Source organism: Methylosinus sp. shoA, assembly GCF_059718125.1.
Genome location: NZ_AP046091.1, coordinates 946,396 through 967,274 on the forward strand (window position 1 = coordinate 946,396; position 20,879 = coordinate 967,274).

The 20,879-nt window shown below is 66.2% G+C and carries 19 protein-coding genes; 10 read left to right on the forward strand and 9 right to left on the reverse strand.

Annotation, left to right across the window (positions count from 1 at the left end; all coding sequences use genetic code 11):
- Nucleotides 1-8: 8 nt before the first annotated feature.
- From AC6IW9_RS04405 to AC6IW9_RS04425, 5 genes are all read right to left on the reverse strand, one after another.
- The gene (locus AC6IW9_RS04405) at nt 9-1,532 is read right to left on the reverse strand and encodes a SpoVR family protein (protein WP_497769429.1); all 1,524 of its coding nucleotides are present in this window, start codon (nt 1,530-1,532) and stop codon (nt 9-11) included.
- Nucleotides 1,532-2,839 carry a YeaH/YhbH family protein gene (locus tag AC6IW9_RS04410; RefSeq protein ID WP_497769431.1) on the reverse strand — a complete coding sequence of 436 codons (1,308 nt, stop codon included), beginning with the start codon at nt 2,837-2,839 and terminating at the stop codon, nt 1,532-1,534. The genes AC6IW9_RS04405 and AC6IW9_RS04410 overlap by 1 nt, the downstream gene beginning before the upstream one ends.
- Before the next feature lie 37 nt (nt 2,840-2,876).
- Entirely contained in the window at nt 2,877-4,820 is a 1,944-nt protein-coding gene (locus AC6IW9_RS04415) for a PrkA family serine protein kinase (protein ID WP_497769433.1), read from the reverse strand.
- A 316-nt stretch (nt 4,821-5,136) separates the two neighbouring features.
- On the reverse strand, nt 5,137-5,562 hold the full coding sequence (locus tag AC6IW9_RS04420) for a Fur family transcriptional regulator (RefSeq protein WP_497769436.1): 426 nt from the start codon (nt 5,560-5,562) through the stop codon (nt 5,137-5,139).
- A 203-nt stretch (nt 5,563-5,765) separates the two neighbouring features.
- The gene (locus tag AC6IW9_RS04425; protein WP_497769439.1) at nt 5,766-6,617 is read right to left on the reverse strand and encodes a right-handed parallel beta-helix repeat-containing protein; all 852 of its coding nucleotides are present in this window, start codon (nt 6,615-6,617) and stop codon (nt 5,766-5,768) included.
- 225 nt (nt 6,618-6,842) lie between these two features.
- Here AC6IW9_RS04425 and AC6IW9_RS04430 point away from each other — a divergent pair, with 225 nt between their 5' ends.
- The 4 genes from AC6IW9_RS04430 (at nt 6,843) to AC6IW9_RS04445 (ending at nt 11,939) form a co-directional block, all read left to right on the forward strand.
- Nucleotides 6,843-8,090 (forward strand): argininosuccinate synthase, encoded by a 1,248-nt coding sequence (locus AC6IW9_RS04430; protein WP_497769442.1) that lies wholly within the window; start codon nt 6,843-6,845, stop codon nt 8,088-8,090.
- Between the two features lie 79 nt (nt 8,091-8,169).
- Nucleotides 8,170-9,510: a TAXI family TRAP transporter solute-binding subunit gene (locus AC6IW9_RS04435; protein ID WP_497769445.1), complete on the forward strand. Its 1,341-nt coding sequence runs from the start codon at nt 8,170-8,172 to the stop codon at nt 9,508-9,510.
- 142 nt (nt 9,511-9,652) lie between these two features.
- Nucleotides 9,653-10,099 carry a MaoC family dehydratase gene (locus AC6IW9_RS04440; protein WP_497769448.1) on the forward strand — a complete coding sequence of 149 codons (447 nt, stop codon included), beginning with the start codon at nt 9,653-9,655 and terminating at the stop codon, nt 10,097-10,099.
- Between the two features lie 145 nt (nt 10,100-10,244).
- The gene (locus tag AC6IW9_RS04445; protein WP_497769451.1) at nt 10,245-11,939 is read left to right on the forward strand and encodes an OprO/OprP family phosphate-selective porin; all 1,695 of its coding nucleotides are present in this window, start codon (nt 10,245-10,247) and stop codon (nt 11,937-11,939) included.
- A 45-nt stretch (nt 11,940-11,984) separates the two neighbouring features.
- Here the strand turns inward: AC6IW9_RS04445 and AC6IW9_RS04450 are convergent, their stop codons facing one another.
- The 3 genes from AC6IW9_RS04450 to AC6IW9_RS04460 all read right to left on the reverse strand — a co-directional run bounded on the left by AC6IW9_RS04450 (nt 11,985) and on the right by AC6IW9_RS04460 (nt 15,190).
- Nucleotides 11,985-12,767, reverse strand: coding sequence for a phosphorylase family protein (locus AC6IW9_RS04450; RefSeq protein ID WP_497769453.1), 783 nt, complete (start codon nt 12,765-12,767; stop codon nt 11,985-11,987).
- Nucleotides 12,768-13,123: 356 nt separating this feature from the next.
- A complete protein-coding gene (gene tsf, locus AC6IW9_RS04455; RefSeq protein ID WP_497769457.1) occupies nt 13,124-14,047 on the reverse strand; it encodes a translation elongation factor Ts in 924 nt (307 codons plus the stop codon).
- Nucleotides 14,048-14,134: 87 nt separating this feature from the next.
- The gene (locus AC6IW9_RS04460; RefSeq protein WP_497769460.1) at nt 14,135-15,190 is read right to left on the reverse strand and encodes a 30S ribosomal protein S2; all 1,056 of its coding nucleotides are present in this window, start codon (nt 15,188-15,190) and stop codon (nt 14,135-14,137) included.
- 295 nt (nt 15,191-15,485) lie between these two features.
- On the opposite strand from AC6IW9_RS04460, the gene AC6IW9_RS04465 reads away from it, so the two are divergent.
- The 3 genes from AC6IW9_RS04465 to AC6IW9_RS04475 all read left to right on the forward strand — a co-directional run bounded on the left by AC6IW9_RS04465 (nt 15,486) and on the right by AC6IW9_RS04475 (nt 18,036).
- Entirely contained in the window at nt 15,486-15,830 is a 345-nt protein-coding gene (locus AC6IW9_RS04465; protein WP_497769462.1) for a hypothetical protein, read from the forward strand.
- A gap of 108 nt (nt 15,831-15,938) precedes the next feature.
- Nucleotides 15,939-17,228 carry a glutamate-5-semialdehyde dehydrogenase gene (locus AC6IW9_RS04470; protein ID WP_497769465.1) on the forward strand — a complete coding sequence of 430 codons (1,290 nt, stop codon included), beginning with the start codon at nt 15,939-15,941 and terminating at the stop codon, nt 17,226-17,228.
- A 211-nt stretch (nt 17,229-17,439) separates the two neighbouring features.
- A complete protein-coding gene (locus AC6IW9_RS04475) occupies nt 17,440-18,036 on the forward strand; it encodes a nicotinate-nucleotide adenylyltransferase (RefSeq protein ID WP_497769467.1) in 597 nt (198 codons plus the stop codon).
- On the opposite strand, the gene AC6IW9_RS04480 is transcribed toward AC6IW9_RS04475, so the two are convergent.
- Entirely contained in the window at nt 18,037-18,300 is a 264-nt protein-coding gene (locus AC6IW9_RS04480) for a hypothetical protein (protein ID WP_497769469.1), read from the reverse strand.
- A 336-nt stretch (nt 18,301-18,636) separates the two neighbouring features.
- Between AC6IW9_RS04480 and AC6IW9_RS04485 the strand changes: the two genes are divergently transcribed.
- The 3 genes from AC6IW9_RS04485 to AC6IW9_RS04495 all read left to right on the forward strand — a co-directional run bounded on the left by AC6IW9_RS04485 (nt 18,637) and on the right by AC6IW9_RS04495 (nt 20,553).
- Nucleotides 18,637-19,251 carry a ribonuclease D gene (locus AC6IW9_RS04485; RefSeq protein ID WP_497769472.1) on the forward strand — a complete coding sequence of 205 codons (615 nt, stop codon included), beginning with the start codon at nt 18,637-18,639 and terminating at the stop codon, nt 19,249-19,251.
- Nucleotides 19,252-19,312: 61 nt separating this feature from the next.
- Nucleotides 19,313-20,011, forward strand: coding sequence for an LPS export ABC transporter periplasmic protein LptC (gene lptC, locus AC6IW9_RS04490; protein WP_497769475.1), 699 nt, complete (start codon nt 19,313-19,315; stop codon nt 20,009-20,011).
- Nucleotides 20,008-20,553: an LptA/OstA family protein gene (locus AC6IW9_RS04495; protein ID WP_497769479.1), complete on the forward strand. Its 546-nt coding sequence runs from the start codon at nt 20,008-20,010 to the stop codon at nt 20,551-20,553. The genes lptC and AC6IW9_RS04495 overlap by 4 nt, the downstream gene beginning before the upstream one ends.
- The last annotated feature ends 326 nt before the right edge of the window (nt 20,554-20,879 follow it).

Below are 20,879 nucleotides of genomic sequence, written 5' to 3' on the forward strand. Positions count from 1 at the left end.
AGAAGTCCTCACCCGTGCTCGGGACGCACCATGTGCTCCTTGAGCACCTGCTCGCTCGTCGCATCGATCTCCTGGAGCAGCACCTCGTAGCCCCAGAGATTGGCGAGGTGGCCGAGCACCATCGAGGCGTTGGCGAGCTCGAGCATTTTTCCGTCTCGAACGCGGTGATGCAGCACGAGCTTGCGATTGCCGGCGAGATCGACGTCGACGATCTGAATGTCCGGCGCATAGCCGCCGACGTCGTATTGCGCGGAGAGGCTGCGGCGCAGATTGCGATAGCCGCGCTCGTTATGGATCGACGCCACTTCGAGATGCGGCTGCTCGCGATCGTCGACGACATGGAACAGCCGCCAATTGCGGATGAGCCGCGGGCTCAGGAACTGCGCGATGAAGCTGTCGTCGCGATAATTCGCCCAGACGTGGCGCAGCACCTCCATTTCGTCGCCCGTCCCCGCGATCTCGGGGAACCAATAGCGGTCCTCCTCGGTCGGCTCGCGCACGATGCGCTCGATGTCGCGCATCATGTCGAAGCCCAGCGCATAAGGGTTGATCCCGCCGTAGGACGGGCTGTCGAAGAACGGCTGGCGCGTGGCGTTGGTGTGCGAGGTCAGGAATTCGAGGAAACTGCCGTCGCCGATCTGCCCCTTCTCGTGCAGGCGATTGAGAATGCGGTAATGGCAATAGGTCGCGCAGCCCTCATTCATCACCTTGGTCTGCTGCTGCGGATAGAAATATTGCGCGATGAGCCGCACGATCCGCAGCACCTCGCGCTGCCAGGGCTTGAGGCGCGGCGCGACTTTTTCCAGAAAGTAGAGGATGTTCTCCTGCGGCAGGCCGAGCAGGGCGCGGCGCTTGTCGCTGGCGAGCTGGCGCGAGCCGCGCGTGCGCCCGGGCACGGTGCGCCAGAGATCGTCATAGAGCCGCTCGCGCTCCTCCTTGCGATCCTGCTCGCGCTTCTCCTCCAATTGCAGATTCATCGGACGCTTGCGCGGATAGCGGTCGATGCCCTGCGGCATCAGCGCATGGGCGGCGTCGAGCAGGCGCTCGACCTCCGCATGGCCGTAACGCTCCTCGCAATTGGCGATGTAGGACTTGGCGAAGGAGAGATAATCCAGAATGCCTTCCGGATCGGTCCATTGCCGGAACTGGTAATTGTGCTTGAAGAAGTGATTATGGCCGAACGCCGCATGGGCGATCACCAGCGTCTGCATCGTGGCGGTGTTCTCCTCCATGATGTAGCTGATGCAGGGGTCGGCGTTGATCACGATCTCATAGGCGAGGCCCTGCAGCCCCATGCGATAAATGCCCTCGTGCTGGGCGAATCGCTTGCCGAACGACCAATGCTTGTAGAACAGCGGCATTCCGGTCGACGCATAGGCGTCGAGCATCTGCTCGGCGGTGATGATCTCGATCTGATTGGCGAACGTATCGAGGCCGAGCTCCTTGTGCGCGATCGTCTCGGTCGCGTCATGGACGCGCTGGATGGTCTCGAAATCCCAGTCCTTGCCGTCGAAGAGCAATTCGCCGCGCATCAGGACGCCTCCGCTGTCTTGGCGACGCGCCGCTGGAACAATTGGCGGAACACGGAATAGATATGCTCGCGGCGCGAGACGCGCCGCATCTGGAACTTGTCGGTCTCCTTCTGCAGAGAGGCGTAGGTGATCCACAGCGAGCTCTGGCCGTGATGAGGCACATAGCCGTGCGTCTCGGCGTTCGGCCCGCTCACTTCGACATAAGCGAAATATTGGCAGAGCGGCAGAATATGGCTCTGCAGCAATTCGCGCGTCTGCGGATTGTCGCTCGACAGATTGTCGCCGTCCGAGGCCTGAGCTGCGTAGATGTTCCACACGCCCGGATCATAGCGCTCGCGGATGATGCGCGACATCTCCTGAAGCGCCGAGGACACCATCGTCCCGCCGGTTTCCGCTGAACGGAAGAACGTCTCCTCGTCCACCTCGCCGGCTCGGTCGGTATGGCGAATGAACACGATCTCGACGCGCTTGTAGCGGCGCGTGAGGAACACGTGCAGCAACATGAAGAAGCGCTTGGCGAGATCCTTCATATGCTCGGTCATCGAGCCGGACACGTCCATCAGGCAGAACATGACCGCCTGGGTGACCGGCTTGGGGAAACGCTCGAAGCGGCGATAGCGCAGATCGATCGGATCGAGATAGGAGATGCGCGCCCGCTTCTGCCGCAGGGCGTTCAGCTCCTCGCGCAGGCCCTCGGCGTCCGGGCGCCCGAACCGCGCCGCCTCCTCTATTCTGCGCTCGAGCTCGTCGATCGCCGCCTGCTTCGGCCGTCTCAAGGCGATGCGGCGCGACAGGGAAGTCTGCAGCGTCCGGTGCAGAGCGAGATTGGCGGGCGTGCCGCTCGTCGTATAGCCGGCGCGGCGCAGCCCCTCCTTCTCGGTCTGGGCGACGCGCCGCTTGGCGAGATCGGGCAGCTCGAGATCGTCGAGGAAGATGCTCAAAAATTCATCACGGGTGAGGATGAAACGGAAGGCGTCCTCCTGGCCGTCGCCGCGGCCGACCTGGCCTCCGGCGCCCTCCCCCTCGCCTTCGCCGCGCGGACGCTCGATGAGGTCGCCCTCGACATATTCCTTGTTGCCGGGCAGCACGAGGTCGCGACGCGCGCCTTGCGTGTGACGAAAGGTGGGCTCGCGCGTCCCCTCGGAGGGGATGGAGATCTCGCCGGGGCTCTCGAGGTCGCCGATCGCGCGATCCTTGCTCGCCTCGCGAACCGCCTTCTCCACCATGTCCTTGGCGCGGCGCAGAAAGCGCTGGCGGTTGGCGAAGCTCTTGCTTCCGGGGTTCAACCGACGATCGACGATGTGCATCGTTCCATCACCCGTTCTTCGCCGGCCTCCCTCTCCGTCAGCCGGCCTGTTTGACGCGCATGTACCATTCGACCAGACGGCGCACCTGTCGCTCCGTATAGCCGCGGGCCATCATGCGGCTTACGAATTCTGCATGTTTTTTTTCTGTCTGCGTGTCTTTTTTCGATCCGAACGAAATGATCGGCAAAAGCTCCTCGACCTGCGAGAACATGCGCCGCTCGATCACGTCGCGGATCTTCTCATAGCTCGCCCAGGACGGATTCCTCCCCTCGTTGGCGGCGCGCCAGCGCAGCGCGAACTTCACCACCTCGTTGCGGAAATCCTTCGGATTGGCGATTCCCGCCGGCTTCTCGATCTTGGTGAGCTCCTGATTGAGCAGGTCGCGGTCGAGCAGCTGTCCCGTGTCCGGATCCTTGAAGTCCTGATCCTCGATCCAGGCGTCGGCGTAGTCGATATAGCGGTCGAACAGATTCTGCCCGTAATCCTGATAGGATTCGAGATAGGCCTTCTGGATCTCGTTGCCGATGAATTCGGCGTAGCGCGGCGCGAGCTCGGCCTTGATGAACTCGAGATAGCGCTTCTCGACCTCTGGCGGCAGCTGCTCGCGGCGCAGCGACTGCTCGAGCACATACATGAGATGCACAGGATCCGCCGCGACCTCGACCGTGTCGTGATTGAAGGTCGCCGCCAGAACCTTGAAGGCGAAACGAGTGGAGAGCCCGTCCATGCCTTCGTCGACGCCGGCCGCCTCCTTGTATTCCAGCATGCTGCGCGCGCGCGGATCGACCTCGCGCAGGCTCTCGCCGTCGTAAACGCGCATCTTGGAGAAGAGGTTCGAGTTCTCGTGCGCCTTCAGGCGCGAGAGCACGATGAAGCGGGCGAGCATCTCGAGCGTGCTCGGCGCGCAGCTCGCCTCGGCGAGCTCGGAGCCGCGCAGCAGCTTCTCATAGATGCGCTGCTCCTCGGTGACGCGCAGGCAATAGGGCACCTTGATCACATAGATGCGATCGATGAAGGCCTCGTTGTTGCGGTTATTCTTGAAGCTCTGCCATTCCGCCTCGTTGGAATGGGCCATCACGATGCCGGAGAAGGGAATGGCGCCGATGTTCTCGGTTCCGATGTAGTTTCCCTCCTGCGTGGCGGTCAGCAGCGGATGCAGCATCTTGATCGGCGCCTTGAACATCTCGACGAATTCGAGCAGGCCCTGATTGGCGCGGTTCAAGCCGCCCGAATAGCTGTAGGCGTCCGGGTCGGCTTGCGCGAGCGTCTCGAGCTTGCGGATATCGACCTTGCCGACCAGCGAGGAGATGTCCTGATTGTTTTCGTCGCCCGGCTCGGTCTTGGCGATGGCGATCTGCCGCAGGCGCGACGGCGTGAGCTTGACCACGGCGAAGCGGGTGATGTCGCCGCCGAATTCGTCGAGCCGCTTCAGGCACCAGGGGCTCATGAGGCCGGTGAGGCGCCGGCGCGGAATGCCGTAGCGCTCCTCGAGCATGTCCCCGGCCGTCGCCGGATCGAACAGGCCGAGCGGGCTCTCGAACACAGGGCTCAGCTCGTCGCCGGCCTTCAGCACATAGACCGGATTGACCTCCATCAGCGCCTTCAGCCGCTCGGCCAGCGACGATTTGCCGCCGCCGACGGGACCGAGCAGATAGAGGATCTGCTTGCGCTCCTCGAGGCCTTGCGCCGCGTGACGGAAGAAGCTGACGATCCGCTCGATCGTCTCCTCCATGCCGAAGAATTCGGCGAAGGCGGGATAGACGCGGATCGTGCGGTTCATGAAGATGCGGCCGAGCCGCGGATCGCGGGACGTGTCGATGAGCTCCGGCTCTCCGATGGCGTCGAGAATGCGCTCGGCGGCGCTCGCGTAAGTCTTCGGATTTTCGCGGCAGAGGTCGAGATAGTCGGAGAGCGACATCTCGATCGCTCGCCTCCCTCTGTAGGTCCGCGCAAAATCAGAGAAAACGTCCGAGTTCGTCATGGGGGCACCTGTCGCCTTACGCGCTGCGGCTCATCGTTCCGACGGCGCCGGACATTCGCTCCGGCCCGCCTCGTCGCCAGTTCCGGTCGACTGCCCCACCCTCGTCGACCGAGAGCATCCGAGGCAAAGATTGTGCCGGGCCGGCGGGAAACCTCGCTTACCGTCCATATGAGCATCGGATCGGGCTCAGGGTAGACGTGACGGTTGATTCCGTCATCAGTTGGGGCGCCTCGCCGAATATTGACGAAGATCGCCCGTCGCGTCGACATGATTCGTCGCGAGCATGGTAAAGTTCTCGACTGCGGCGCAGTCCCGGTCACGCTTCTCCCTCGGCCTCGGAGCAGCGCGCGCAGCGGCCGGCGATCTCGAGGACGCGCGTGCGGGGCTCGAATCCGACAGCCGAGCTCGAGCTCGCGAGGACGCGCGCCAGCTCGGGCGAGGTCGCCTCGCGCACTTCGCCGCATTCGTCGCAGATGAAGAAGATCACCGGCTCGCCGTCCTCATGGGCGTGGCCGCAGACGACGAAAGCGTTGCGGGAGGCGAGGCGATGGGCGAGCCCCTGGTCCAGCAGATAGCCGAGCGCCCGATAGACCGAGATCGGAGCCGGACGCTTCCCGTTCTCCTCCGCCAGCAGGTCGATCATCTCATAAGCGCCGACCGGGCGATTGGCTCTGGTGAGAATGTCCAGCGCCGCGCGGCGCGCGGGCGTGAGGCCGCGTGGCGGCGTCCGCTTCGTGTTCATGAGTCATGATAGCGCGCCGGCGCATCGATGACGAGCGGAACGGTGGGCGCGGCGCAGGAAGACGGCGTCCCTGCGCCCTCGAGATCGCCCGAGATGCGGTTCTCGATCATCGCCATTCGGCCGAGCCGACCAGCGCGCGAAAGCGGAAAGGAGGTCCACGGCGGCGCCGAAAACCTCCTCCTCGGGAGAATTTCATTACGAGCTCACTGCATGCCGACCGCGCTGATCGCGCCCGCCACATTGGTGTCATTGTCGCGGAAGAAATTGTTGCCGGCGCTTTCGACCGTCGCCACGTTGACGAGCCCGCCCCCGTTCTCCCGCGCAGAGGAATGGGCGATCTGGACCCGGGCATGTCCGGCGACCGCAAATCCGTACTTGCTGTGGACGACCACGCTCTCGGTCACGCTGACGCGATTGTAAGCGTCGACCCAGACGCCGGCGTTTCCTGCGCCGTTCACCGTGACCCGATGGAGCGCGCCGGTGGCGATCGCGGGCGTCGCCCGCACCGCGACGCCATGCTGGCCGACGTTGGTCACGGTCGTATCCTCGACCAGGAACTTTGTTTTATTGGTGAAAGTGATCCCGTGGAACACGAAATCGCGGATGATGCAGTTCTTGACCGTCAGCGAGCCGACGGAGACGGCGTTCACGCCGTTGGCGGCGGGCGCCGGGGTCTTGCTGCCGACGCCCACGAGCTCGAGCCCGATGATGTTGACGATGTCGGTCGCGCCGGCGGCGATGTTGATCGCGTCGCCGAGCCCGTTCTGCTTCACGGTGGCGCCGTCCACTCCGGCCACGGTGATCGACTTGGCGATCTTGACGGGGCCGAAATCGCCCGCGTTCAGCGCCTTCATCTCGCCGCCCGCGGATGTCTGGCCGATCGCATAGGCGAAGGTGCGGCAGGCGGCGGCGGCGGTCGCGCAGGCGCCGGCGTCGGCTCCCGTGGCCGAGACATAGGTGATCGGCGAGAGCGCCCAGGCCGGGGCCGCGAAGGCGCAGGGAAGAACCGCGGCGAGAAGCGCGGAGCGAAGAGCAGTGGTCTTGCGAGCGAACATGGCGAACTCCTGTTTCATTGATCGGGACGCCGCGGCGTCGATGAGCGGAGTTCTAGTCGGCCTGAGCGGATGAAGGATGTGCGGCCGGGCACGCGCCCTCGGCCCCGGAGAGGCGTCGCGAGGCCGCGAGCGGCGCCGGCCGCTTGCGCCGGCGGCGCGCGCCACTATAGTCGCGCCGCGATCTTCGCCGCGGCCACGCCTTCAAGGAAAAGAGAAGCCACCGACATGTCTCGCCAGAAGAAAGACATCAAGCGCGTCGTCCTCGCCTATTCCGGCGGCCTCGACACCTCGATCATCCTCAAATGGCTGCAGACGACCTATGGCTGCGAGGTCGTGACCTTCACCGCCGACCTCGGTCAAGGCGAGGAGCTGGAGCCCGCGCGCGCCAAGGCGGAGCTGCTCGGCGTAAAGCCCGAGCACATCTTCATCGAGGATCTGCGCGAAGAATTCGTGCGCGACTTCGTCTTCCCGATGTTCCGCGCCAACGCCCAATACGAGGGGCTCTATCTGCTCGGCACCTCGATCGCCCGCCCGCTCATCGCCAAGAAGCAGATCGAGATCGCGCGCAAGCTCGGCGCCGACGCCGTCTGCCACGGCGCGACCGGCAAGGGCAACGACCAGGTGCGCTTCGAGCTCGGCTATTATGCGCTGGAGCCCGACATCACGGTCATCGCTCCCTGGCGCGAATGGGACCTCGCGTCGCGCACCGCGCTCATCGACTTCGCCGAGAAGAACCAGATACCGATCGCCAAGGACAAGCGCGGCGAGGCGCCCTTCTCGGTCGACGCCAATCTCCTGCACACCTCCTCCGAGGGCAAGGTCCTGGAGGACCCGGCGCAGGAAACGCCCGATTACGTCTATTCGCGCACCGTCGATCCGGAGAAGGCGCCCGACGTCGCGCAATATGTCGCGATCGACTTCGAGAAGGGCGACGCGGTGGCGGTCGACGGCGAGCGGCTCTCGCCGGCGGCGCTCTTGACGAAGCTCAACGAGCTCGGCCGCACGCATGGGATCGGCCGGCTCGATCTCGTCGAGAACCGCTATGTCGGCATCAAATCGCGCGGCATGTACGAGACGCCCGGCGGCGCCATTCTGCTCGTCGCCCATCGCGGGATCGAGAGCGTGACGCTCGACCGCGGCGCCGCGCATCTCAAGGACGAGCTGATGCCGCGCTACGCCGAGCTCGTCTACAACGGCTTCTGGTTCGCGCCCGAGCGCGAAATGCTGCAGGCGCTGATCGACAGGAGTCAGGAGTTCGTCACCGGCCGCGTGCGGCTGAAGCTCTATAAGGGGAGCGCTTACGTCGTCGGGCGCGAGAGTCCATATTCGCTCTACGACAAGGAGCTCGTCACCTTCGAGGAGGGCGCGGTCGCCTATGACCATCGCGACGCCGAAGGCTTCATCAAGCTCAATGCGCTGCGCCTGCGCACGCTCGCCAAGCGCAACGCCCGCGGCGCGAAGGGAGGTTCGTAATTTCATCGGTTCGCCTTGGAGAATTCCAGATTCGGTCGCACAATGCCGGCACATTCGGCTTCGTGACCGAGGCTGACCCATGATGAGAATCCTTCTCGCCGTCGTCACTGGCTGTCTCGTCGTGATCGGCGGCGTCGCTGCGGGGCTCTACGCCTATAATCGCCCGACCGAGCTGCGCGTCGCCGTGGCGCAGGGCGCGCAGGACTTCCGCCTGCTGACGGCGGCGGCGCAGACCTTCGCGCATCAGCGCGAGCAGGTGCGCCTCAAGGTCGTCCCGGTCGCCGACGCCGCGGCCGCGGCCGCGGCTCTGGAACATGGATCGAGCGATCTCGCCGTCGTGCGCAGCGACGCCTTGCCTCCGGCCGCGCGGGCGATGGTCGTGCTGCATCGAAATGCGGCGCTGCTGGTCGCTCCCGGCGGCGCGAAGTTGAAGCGGATCGCCGATCTGCGCGGCAAAAAGATCGGAATCGTGCAGGAGATCGCCGGCGCGAACTCCAATCTGCGACTGCTCGAGACAATTCTGGATCAATATGACATTCCGCGCGACAGCGTGACGGCGACCGCCATCGCTCCCGGCGCGACGGAAGAGGCGTTGCGCTCGCGCGCGGTCGACGCGATTTTCCTGGTCGCTCTGCCGCAGATCGGCGTCGCCAGCGACGTCGTCGGCAAGGTCGCGGCCAGCAATGGCAAGCCGCCGGCGTTCCTGCCGATCGCCGAGGCCAAGGCGATCGCCGAGCGCTTCCCGACGCTGGAGACGACAGAGGTGCTGCGCGGCGCGCTCGGCGGCGATCCCCCGCGGCCGGCCGAGACTCTGGAAACGCCGAGCGTCGCGGTTCTGCTTGTCGGGCGCCCCAACACAGATGCGAGCGCCGCCGGCGAGGTCACCCGCCAGTTTCTCATCCATCGTGCGGCGATCGCCGTGGTGGCGCCGCTCGCCAATTACATGGAGGCGCCGTCCACCGACAAGGATTCGGCCGTGCCCGCGCATCAGGGAACGATCGATTTCATCGACGGCAACGAGCACGGCTTCTTCGACAAATACAGCGACTTTTTTTATCTCGGCGCGATGCTGATGTCGCTCGTCGGCTCCACCGCGGCGGCGCTCGCGAGCCGGCTGCGCGTGTCGACGCAAGAGCGCTCCGAGCAGCTGATCGCGCGTCTGCTCGAGATTCTGCCGTCGGCCCGCGCCGCGGCCAGCGCCGCGGAGCTCGACGAATTCCAACGCGAACTGGATCAGGCGATCGTCGACGCCATGGCGGATGTGCGGCTGCGCAAGATGGCGGCGACCGAGCTGCACTTGGTGTCGCTGGCGCTCGATCAGGCGCGCCTCGCCATCCGCGAGCGTCGTCGCATATTGAGCGAGACGCGCGCGGAGGTCACGCCCTTGCGCAGCCTGCGCGAGGTGCGGGCGGGAGACTAGGGTCTGTGGAGCGACGTCGAAGAGCGCAAAACGACCTTGATTTTTCAAAGTAAATGCGCAGGATCGCACAGGGAGCGTTGCGCCGCGTCTCGTCGGCGCAGACCTTCGTTCGCATAAGCGCGAGCGTTCCTTGCGAGGCCCGGTGACGTCCGCTCGTCTCTATCTCGAGGATCTCGCCGTCGGCCAGCGCTTTCGCGCCGGCCCCGTCGAAGTGACGCGCGAGGCGATCGAGGCTTTCGCCGCACAATTCGATCCGCAGCCCTTCCATCTCGACGCGGAGGCGGCGCGCGCGAGCCTGTTCGGCGAGCAGGTGGCGAGCGGCTGGCACACGGCCGCGCTGACCATGCGCCTGCTCACACAATGCGCGCCGCTCGCCGGCGGACTCATCGGAACCGGCGGCCGCATCGAATGGACGCGCCCCGTGCATCCGGGCGACCGGATCGCCGTCGAGGCCGAGATCGTCGGCGTCGCCGCCTCGCGCTCGCATCCCGATCGCGGCATGGTCGAAATCCGCGTGACCACGTCGAATCAGCGCGGCGAAACGGTGCAGAGGCTGACCGCGAAAATACTCGCCTTCGCCCGTCCGTAGATTAGAAGCGCGCCGCTATCCAATTGAGAAAGCATCGCCATCCGCAGCTTCGGCAAATACGCGCTTACATTCGCGCATTCATTGCCCTTTTGTCGCCGCGTCCGGCGCGGGTTCGGCCACGAGTCAATCGAAACCGGAGCGGCAGATGCGAAGAACGGGCGCGGGAGCCGCAATCGCAGCGGCGCTGGAGACTCTGGCCGTGTCGGCGGCCGGAGCCGCGAGGGCGGAGGATATGGCCGCCGAAATTCGTCTGCTCAAGGCGCGGTTGAAGCAGCTCGAGCCCTTGAAGACGCGTCTGAAGAAGCTCGAAGCCAAGGTCGAGGCGCAGGATCGCAAGGACGGGGACAAAAAGAAGCAGGGCAATATTCGCAACGCGGCGTCGCCGGCCGAATGCAAGGACGGCGACTGTCCTCCCTCTCCCCCGCCGGTTTTCGTCTCTTTCAAGAACGGGCTCGCCGTCGAGACCGAGAACCATGATTTCAGCTTCAAGGTCGGCGGGCGCATTTTCGTGGACGGAGGCGGCAGCACGCGCACCTACGGCGCCGACCTTCAGACATATCCGGCTTTTCTGAACGCGTTCTACCAGTTGACCGGGCCTGCGGCGTTGCCGACCGGTCCCGTCATCGGCGGCGCCTATCCCGGCGGCTTCGTCGACCAGGTCGGCATCCGGCAAGCGCGTCTCGAGGTCGAAGGGAAGGCTTTCAAGCATTGGTTCTACAAGTTTCAATATGATTTCGCTCAAGGCGGCGTCATTCCCGGATTTCGCGACGTCTTCTTGGCGCTCCGCTATTTCGAGCCCGTCACGTTCCAAATCGGCCACATGTTCGAGCCGAGCGGCCTCGAGCGGCAGAACTCGTCGAAATATCGGGACTTCCTCGAACGCGCGCTGGCGAGCGAGTTGCTCACGGGCAATCGCCATCTCGGCCTCGCCGCGGTGGTCGGCGGCGAAGCTCCCGGACTTGTCGGCAAGCCCAACTGGACCGCGAAGGCCGGTATTTTTTCGACCAGCTTCGAAGACTTGAGCCTGACCCCGCTGAACGCCGGCCGTCAGTATTTCGACTTGGCGGCGAGGCTGACCTACGCGCCGATCTCGAGCGCCGAAGCGCTGCTTCATCTCGGCGGCTCCATGCGCTACGAGAGGGTGAACGATTCGACGGTCCTGAGCAACGACAAGGTCTTGGCGCCCGGCCACACCTTGAGGACGGAAGCGGGAATCGTCGGCGAAGGCCTGCTCGGAACTCCGGCGCTCTCTTGCTCGGCGATAGCGGCCACCCCGGCGACCAGCCCCTTCGCCGTCGCCCAGAGACCGGGATGGAATTGCACCAGGGACGTGCTGACATACGGCGCCGAACTGGTCGCTTCTTACGGTCCCGTCTCCGTGCAGAGCGAGTATTTTCACCAGACGTACAACCGAACGCCTTGGCTCATAGCGGCATACGGGGCGCCGGGGGGAGCGACGCTCGATTTCAGCGGCTATTATGTCTATGCGACTTGGTATCCGACCGGCGAGTCGCGCGCCGCATCGTATCTGACATATCCGAAGGAGTTCAACACGCCGGCGACGTTCGGCCAGATCAATATCGAAAAGCCCTTGAGCGCCGGCGGCTTGGGCGCCCTCGAGATCGCCGCGCGGCTCAGCGAGATCAATTTGAATTCCGCCGGAATCATCGGAGGGAGGGAGACGGACTTCACGTTCGGCGTCAATTGGTACCCCGAAAAAGGATTCCGCTTCATGGCGAACTGGATCAGAACGTTGCGATTGTCGCCGCCGTTCGATCGGCCTTATCTCGACGGCATTCATCCGAACATTTTCGTGATGCGCGCTCAAGTCGATTGGTAGACCTCCCGAAAGCGGCGTCGATCGCCCGTCGGCGACGATCCCCTGCTATCTGTTCTTCTGAAAGGCTCGCAGCAGGCGTCTCAGTCCGACGAGTCCGGCTGCGCGCGTCGGGTCGTAGGTGGGATTGCCGTTGCAGAAGCCGGCCGCATAATCCGTGACGACGGCCACGCCCGCGAAGGGCAGAGCGAATCGCCGCGCCAGAATGGCCTCCGGCGCGATCGACATTCCGATCGCGTCGGCGCCGAGCTGGCGCGCCATCTTCGCTTCCGCGGGCGTCTCGAAGCTCGGTCCCGAGAACCACATCATCACGCCCTCGCTCAGCGAAACGCCGGCCGCGGCGGAGGATTGCTTGAGGCGGCGCATCAGGCGCCTGTCGTAGGCGGCGTTCAAATTGACGAAATTGTCGCCCGCGCCGCCGATCAGCGGATTGAGGCCGGTGAAATTGATGTGATCGCTGACGCTCAGCAGCGACGGCGGCAGAATGTCGGCGTTGGTCGAGGTCACCGTGCCGGTCGAGAGCACGGCGCGGACGCCGAGAAGCGACAGCGTCTCGAAGGCGCTCGACATGAGGCTCGGATCGCCGCTGGCGTAGAATTCCGACCGCCCGCGGAAGAACAGCATCGGCGAGCCTTCGACGAGCCCGAGCGTCAGCTCGCCGCCGGGGATCGGAGGGAAGCCGGGCAGGTCGACGTAAGCGACGCTCGCCGCTTCCTCGACAATGTCGGCGGCGGCGAGAAAATCCCGCCCGAGGACGACCGCGGTCTCCACCGGGCCGGGCCGGGCGAGAGCGCCGATCACATCGGCGGCGGCGCGCGCAGGGGTGCTCATAGGTCGCCTCGCAAGGTCGAATCGCGGACAGAGAGCTTGTCAGCAGCGCGCGCCCGCCACAAGGGGAGACGCAAGCGGCGAACGGATCCGACGCGGGTCGCTCCGGCGCCGCGGATCGCCATGGCCGCGGACGACCGCGCCCGTCGCACGGAGCAGCAGGCTGCCGCCTCGGGAAACCGGCCACGGCGCTGGAGGAGATCACAACGACGCCCGGCAGAACGCGTGCTCGCCGGCGACGGATGAACGAATGGCGGAGTTCTGAGCGCTTCCGCCCGATCCGATATGAGAAGACCGCCGAAGTCGGTTTCTTCGGCGGTCTTATTTCTTGCTCGGCGGCGCGCTCGAGCCGATCCGGCTCAGCCCTTGGCCGCGGCGGCGACCTCGGCGGCGAAGTCGCTCGTCTCCTTCTCTATGCCCTCGCCGAGCGCATAGCGCACGAAGCCCTCGATCGCGATCGGGGCGCCTGCCTTGCCCTCGTGCTCCTTCAGCGTCTGGGCGATGGTCTTGCCGCCGTGATCGGGATGGTTGGAGATCTGATCGAGCAGCACGACCTCCTTGTAATAGGTCTTGAGGCCCGATTCGATGATCTTCTCCAGCACATGGGCCGGCTTGCCGGCGTTCTTCTCCGCGAGCAGCGCCTTCTCGCGCTCGACCGTCGCGGGATCGAGGCCCGAGGCGTCGAGCGCCAGCGGATTGGCCGAGGCGACATGCATGGCGATCTGGCGCGCGAGCGTCGACAAAACTTCCTTGTTCCCCTTCGACTCGAGCGCGACGATCACCGCGATCTTGCCGAGGCCGTCGGAAACCTGCGTATGCACATAGCGGTTGACGGCGCCCTCGACCGAAAGACTCGCCGCGCGGCGCAGCGTCAGATTTTCGCCGATGGTGGCGATGCCGCTGGCGATCGCCTCGGCGACCGTGCCGCCGCCCGGATAGGCCGCGGCCGAAAGCTCCTCGGCGTTCTGCGCGCCGGTCGCGAGCGCGACCTCGGCGATGTTGCGGACGAGCTTCTGGAAATCCTCGTTGCGGGCGACGAAATCGGTCTCGGAATTGACCTCGACGACGACGCCGGCGCTCTCGCCGACATTGGCCGCGACGAGGCCCTCGGCGGCGACGCGGCCGGACTTCTTGGCGGCCTTCGAGAGACCCTTCTTGCGCAGCCAGTCGACGGCCGCCTCGATGTCGCCATTGGTCTCGTTGAGGGCGGCCTTGCAATCCATCATGCCGGCGCCCGTGCTCTCGCGCAGTTCCTTGACGAGAGCGGCGGTGATCGTGGCCATGGGTTCGACCCCTTGTATGAGCGTTGGGCGCGCCGTCGAGCCGACGGCGCGCGGATCATTGGACCAGAATGTGACGTCCGCGCGAAATCAGGCCGTCGCCAGGGCGCGCGCCTGATCGATCCAGCCGTCGCGGGTGATGCGCCCGTTGAGCTTCAGATCATGGTCGAGCTTCTCGATGTCGCCCGGCTGCAGCGAGGCGATCTGCCAATAATGGAAGATGCCGCCGTCGTTGAGCTTCTTGACGAGCTGCGGGCCGACGCCATGCAGCTTGGCGAGATCGTCCGGGGCGCCGCGCGGCGCCGCGAGCAGCTCGAAGGGCTCGAGGACGATGTCGGTCTCGGCCGCCGCATCGGCCGCGACCTCCTCCGCCGAACGCAGATCCTCGTGGACGGTTCCGAGCGCCGGCTCGGCGAGCGGAGCCTCCATCGCGCCGAGATCGACGCCCGAAAGGCCCTGGCTGCGCGAGATGCCGTCGATCGCCGCGCGCGCGATGAGATCGCAATAGAGCGCGATGGCGCGACCGGCGTCGTCGTTGCCGGGGATCGGATAGGTGACGCCGTCCGGATCGCAGTTCGTGTCGAGAATGGCGACGACCGGAATCTTGAGGCGGCTCGCCTCCTTGATGGCGAGCTGCTCCTTGTTCGTGTCGATCACGAACAGCAGGTCGGGCGTGCCGCCCATGTCCTTGATGCCGCCGAGCGCCTTCTCCAGCTTGTCCTTTTCGCGCGTCAGCAGCAGGCGCTCTTTCTTGGTGATGCCGGAGGCGCCCGCCGAGAGCTGCTCGTCGAGCTTGCGCAGGCGCTGGATGGAGCCGGAGATGGTCTTCCAATTGGTGAGCGTGCCGCCCAGCCAGCGGGAGTTGATGTAATATTGCGCGCTGCGCCGGGCGGCGTCGGCGATCTGGTCCTGCGCCTGGCGCTTGGTGCCGACGAACAGCACGCGCCCGCCGCGCGCCACCGTGTCGGAGATGGTTTTCAGCGCCTGATGCAGGAGCGGCACCGTCTGGGCGAGATCGATGATATGAATGTTATTGCGCGCGCCGAAGATGAACGGCGCCATCTTCGGGTTCCAGCGATGCGACTGATGGCCGAAATGCGCGCCGGCCTCGAGCAGGCCGCGCATGGTGAAATCGGGAAGCGCCATTTTCGTTTCTCCGGTTGAGCCGCGGCGAAAGCGCGAATTTAAAGAGGCCGGGCGCGCCGGCCACCGGAACGGGTCCTTAGAGCAGGATCCGCTTTTGGACTTTCGCCTGTGGGATGGGCGGGCTTATAGGCGAGAACGCCGCGGCCGGCAAGTGGGGCCCACGGAAGGCGATGCGTCGGAGCGCCGCTTTCCGGAGGCCGCAAATTGGCCGATTTGTTCGGCGCAGATCGCTGCCGTTCGGCCTCTTCACGGTCCGTATTCCTGTTCACCAGATCTCATAGGGGAGTCTCTCGTCATGACACGCAGCCTCGTCACCGCTTCGCTCGGCCTGTTCCTCGCCTTCGCCCTCGCCCCCGGGCTGTCGCACGCAAAAAGCCGCGCCGCGACTCCCGCTCCGCAGTCGCAGGAGGCCGTCGATCCTGCGGCGGGCCAGGACGACGCCGCCGCCGCGGAGCAGGAGGCGGCCGCCCAGCAGCAGGCGGCGGAATCCTCGCAGGGGAAGCCCGGCAAGCAGGCCCGCCGTTCGAAGAAGGGCGGCTCCAGATCGAAGTCCCGCGGGGATGGCTCGGACGCCGCGGCGGCCGCGGCCGCCGCCGGTCAGGCCGGAGAGGCGGCGAAGGCGCTCGATAACGACGACTGAGCGCCGCCGCGAAAATCCGAAGGCTCCGGCGCGAGGGGCGCCCCCCTTTCGCGCCGGGCCGCTCTCGTGCTAGCGCACCGACTTTCGACGAAGATCGAGACGAAGGTCATGGCGCAAGCGAAGACGATCGATGCGGCGACGGACGCCGGCGCGCTGATGGCGGGCCTCGGGCGCGCCGCCCGGCGGGCGGCGCGGGCCGTCGCTCTCGCATCGAGCGAGGCCAAGGACGCGGCGCTGCGCGCGGCGGCGGCCGAGCTTCGGCGCCGGGCGCCGGAAATTCTCGCCGCCAACGCCCTCGACGTCGCCGACGCGCGGGCGCGAGGAACGGCCGCCTCCTTCCTCGACCGGCTGACGCTCGATCCCTCACGCGTCGAGGCGATCGCGCGCGGGCTCGAGGAGATCGCCGGGCTTCCCGATCCGGTCGGCCGCGTGCTCGCCTCTTTCGAGCGGCCCAACGGCCTCGTCATCGAACGTGTCGCGACGCCGCTCGGCGTCATCGGCGTCATTTACGAGAGCCGGCCGAACGTCACCGCCGACGCCGGCGCGCTGTGCCTCAAAGCCGGCAACGCCGCGATCCTGCGCGGCGGCTCGGACAGCCTGCGCTCGTCGCGCGCCATTCACGCCTGCCTCGTCGCCGGCCTCGCCGCCGCTGGCCTGCCGGAGGCGGCGATCTCGCTGGTCCCGGTCGCCGATCGCGCCGCCGTCGGCGCCATGCTGGCCGGGCTCGACGGCAATATCGACGTGATCGTGCCGCGCGGCGGCAAGGGCCTCGTCGCCCGCGTGCAGCACGAGGCGCGCGTGCCGGTCTTCGCCCATCTCGAAGGGATCGTGCATGTCTATGTGCACGCCGACGCCGATCTCGACATGGCGAAGCGCATTCTTCTCGACGCCAAGATGCGCCGCACCGGCATTTGCGGCGCGGCCGAGACCCTGCTCGTCGACCGCGCCTGCGCCGCGACGCATCTCGCGCCGCTGGTGAAGTCGCTGCTCGACGCCGGCTGCGAGGTGCGCGGCGACGACGCGACGCAGGCGACGGACATGCGCGTCGCGCCGGCGAGCGACGCCGATTGGCGCGCCGAATATCTCGACGCCATCATCGCCGCACGGGTCGTCGACGGGCTCGACGAAGCGATCGCGCATATCGAGACCTATGGATCGCATCACACCGACTGCATCGTCACGCGCAACGAGGACGCCGCGCGGCGTTTCATGGCCGAAGTCGATTCGGCGATCGTGCTGCACAACGCCTCGACGCAATTCGCCGACGGCGGCGAATTCGGCTTCGGCGCCGAGATCGGCATCGCGACCGGCCGGATGCATGCGCGCGGGCCGGTGGGCGTGGAGCAGCTGACCTCGTTCAAATACCGCGTGCGCGGCGCCGGGCAGGTGCGGGGGTGATGGTGCGGAATCTCGGCGCGCCTCTCCTTCTCCCGCTCGCGGGAGAAGGCAGCCCGGCGAAGCCGGGTCGGATGAGGGTCGCTGCGGTTCGTGGCGCGTCGGAAAGCGTTCGAGATCACTGTCGCGGCGCCCGCCCTCATCCGGCCCCGCTGCGCGGCGCCGCCTTCTCCCGCGAGTGGGAGAAGGGGCGCGAACCGTCGAAGACCGCGCCATGATCCGCCTCCCGCCCCATGCGCTGGGCATGCGCATCGGCCTCTTCGGCGGCTCCTTCGATCCGCCGCACGAGGGGCATTTCCACGTCTCGCGCGTCGCGCTGCGGCGGCTGCGGCTCGATCGCCTGTGGTGGCTCGCGACGCCCGGCAATCCGCTGAAGGAGACCGCCGGGCTGCAGCCGCTGAAGGAACGCATCGCCGCGGCGCAGAAGATCGCCTGCGATCCGCGCATCGTCGTCACCGGCGTCGAGGCCGAGATCGGCGCGCGCTACACGGCCGACACGCTGCGCTATCTCCGCCGACATTGCCCGGGCGTGCGCTTCGTCTGGATCATGGGCGCGGATAATCTCCTGCAATTCCACCGCTGGCGCGATTGGGAGGAGATCGTCCGCACGACGCCGATTGCCGTCATCGATCGGCCGGGCGCGACCCTCGAAGCGATGTCCGCCAAGGCGGCGCGCCGTTTCGCGTCCGCGCGCCTTCCCGAAGAGGACGCGGCTCTGCTCGCCGACGCGCGGCCGCCGGCCTTCGTCTATCTGCATGGTCCGCGCGTGGCGCAATCCTCGACGGCGCTGCGCAGAGAACGCCGCGGCTGATCATTTGCGCAGTCCGCGTCGCCGCCACCAGAGCAGGGCGGCGCCGAGGCCGATCATCGGCACGACGATCAGCACATAGGTCCACACCATCCCCTCGTCGTAAGGGTGCTTGTCGTAATAATCGAACTGCACCGCCTGCTGATAGGGATTGCGGAAGAAGAAGGTGACGAACACCCACAAAGCGAGGATGATCGCCGTGAAGAAGACGAGCTGACGGCTGACCAGAAAGCGCGGAATGGGGTCCTTCGGCGGTTCGTCGGTCATGGGTGGCTCCTCTCCTCGTAATTTTTCGTGGAACCGCTCGGCCGCGCCCTTCCGCCGCTCATGGGTGAAGGCGGTCCCGCGACAGGGAGTCGGACGAGCCGCTGCGGTTTTCCGCCTCTCGCCGCCGAGGCGACGCCAATCGCCGTGGCGGAACCCTCCTTCGACCCGGCCATTTGTACAGCGAAGCCTGCAATCAGTCGATTCGTTCCGTCGAGCTCGGCGGCGGCGATCGGCGTGCGGGGACTTCGCCCGAGCCGCCGCGCGAGGCTTGCTTCCCCTAGCCGCCCTCGAATAATTAGGCGCCATGATTCGAACCACGGGCGACCGGCCGAAGCGATGACCATCCGCGTGCACCAGGGCGATCTGCCGGACGGCGCCGATCTCGGCCCCGTCGTCGCCATCGACACCGAGACGCTCGGGCTCAATCCGCATCGAGACCGGCTCTGCCTCGTCCAGCTGTCGGGCGGCGGCGGCGACGCCGATCTGGTGCGCATCGCCCCGGGCCAGACGCGCGCGCCCAATCTCGAGCGGCTGCTCGCCGATCGCAACGTGCTGAAGCTGTTCCATTTCGCCCGCTTCGACATCGCCGTCATGGCCAAGACCTTCGGCGTCATGGCCGAGCCGGTCTATTGCACCAAGATCGCCTCCAGGCTCACCCGCACCTATACCGACCGCCACGGGCTGAAGGACCTCGCGCGCGAGCTGATCGGCGTCGATATCTCCAAGCAGCAGCAATCCTCCGACTGGGGCGCGGACACGCTCACCGACGCGCAGCTCGCCTACGCCGCTTCGGACGTGCTCTATCTCCATGCGCTGCGCGAGCGACTCGACGCCATGCTGGCGCGCGAGCATCGCAGCGAGCTCGCCGCCGCCTGCTTCTCTTTCCTGCCGACCCGGGCGCGGCTCGATCTCGCCGGCTGGCCGGAGACCGACATCTTCTCGCATGAATGAGGCCTCGAATACGCCACGAGGCGGCCCCTCTATCGACGTTTCGATTCGCCCGAGGCCTCCCATGAGCGACGACGCCTTCTCTCCATCCGGTCGTGACCGGCTCGCAGGCTTTGTGGCGCAGCGTCCGGACGCCATTCCGGAGGCGCGGCGCCATACGCAGCGCGTGGTCCGGCTGCGTCGCTTTCTCGTCTGGGGCAGCGCCGGCATCGTCTTCGCGGCGCTCGTCGGCGGCCTCGCGCGCTCGTTCAGTTTCCTGCCGGCGGACCTGAGCTTCTCCCGCATCGTCACTCAGGGGACGCGCATTTCCATCGACAGCCCCAAACTCGTGGCCTATCGCAAGGACGGGCGTCCCTATGAGCTGCGCGCGCGCACGGCGGTGCAGGATCTGGCGCAGCCCGACGTCTACGAGCTGAATCAGCTCGAGGTCCGGATCGCGAGCGACGCCGAAGGCGTAATCATCCTCAGTTCGGAAAAGGGCGTCTATGACGGAGGCAAGGATCAGGCGGAGCTCACCGGCGGCGCCCATCTCTACGACGGCAAGCGCTTCGACATGAAGACCGCCTCGGCGACGATCGATTTTCGCGGCGGCCTCGTGACGTCGGCCTTCCCCACCACTCTGACGCTCGACGATTCCGTGGTCACGGCGCGATCGTCCGAATTTTCGCAGATCGAGAAACGCGCCACCTTCATGGGCGCCGTCCATTCGACCTTTCCCGGCGACGAGTCGTCACCGGAAGCAATCGAAGGGACTTCCCCATGAGAGCCGCCGCTCGCCCGATCGCGACGGCGCTGGCGCTGTTCGCAGCCTCCGTTTCGCCCGCGCTCGCCAAGGGTCGCTCCAGCGGCATCTTGCCGGGCGCGACCGCCAAGGATCCGGTCGACATAGACGCCGGCAAGCTCGATTATTTCGACAAGGAGCAGCGCCTCGTCTATTCGGGCGGCGTGATCGTCACCAACGGCCCCTCGACGCTCAAGGCCTCGCGGCTGACCATATTGCTCGACAAGGCTCAGGACGGCTCGCAGACCTCGGGAAGCGACCGCGTCCGCCATATCGACGCCGAAGGGCCGGTCACGCTCGTCTCCAAGGATCAGGTCGGCGTCGGCGACCACGGCTCTTACGACCGCGCCGAGAACAAGATCTATCTCACCGGCAATGTCACGCTCACCCAGGGCGACAATGTCGCGAAAGGCGACAAGCTCGTCTATGACGTCGGCGCCGGCCAGGCGACCATGATGGGCCAGCGCGTGCGCAGCATGTTCACGCCCGGCGAGGCCAAGGACGGCAAGTCGAATCGGAATTGAATCCTATCACCGATGGGCCCCGATCAGCAGCGCCTCGGCGAGCGCGACCGGCTTCGCCACCTGCTCCACGGCGCGGCGGCGGGCAGGGAGCGCCATAGCCGGAGCGGTCGAAATCTGGAAGGTTTGGCGATCGCGTAGAAGTCTCGACTTATGCAAATCGGGCTGCGGGAATTAGAGAGCGATGGCGAGCTTTCCGAGCGGCGCTATTTCAAAACCCGGGAGGCGGCCCTTGACAGATACAGATTAAATTCCTATTCTCCTCCCCGCTTCCGCCGCATGGGGCGGCGCCCGAGGGTCGGGCGGCGTCGGCGGGGCACGGTTCGTGA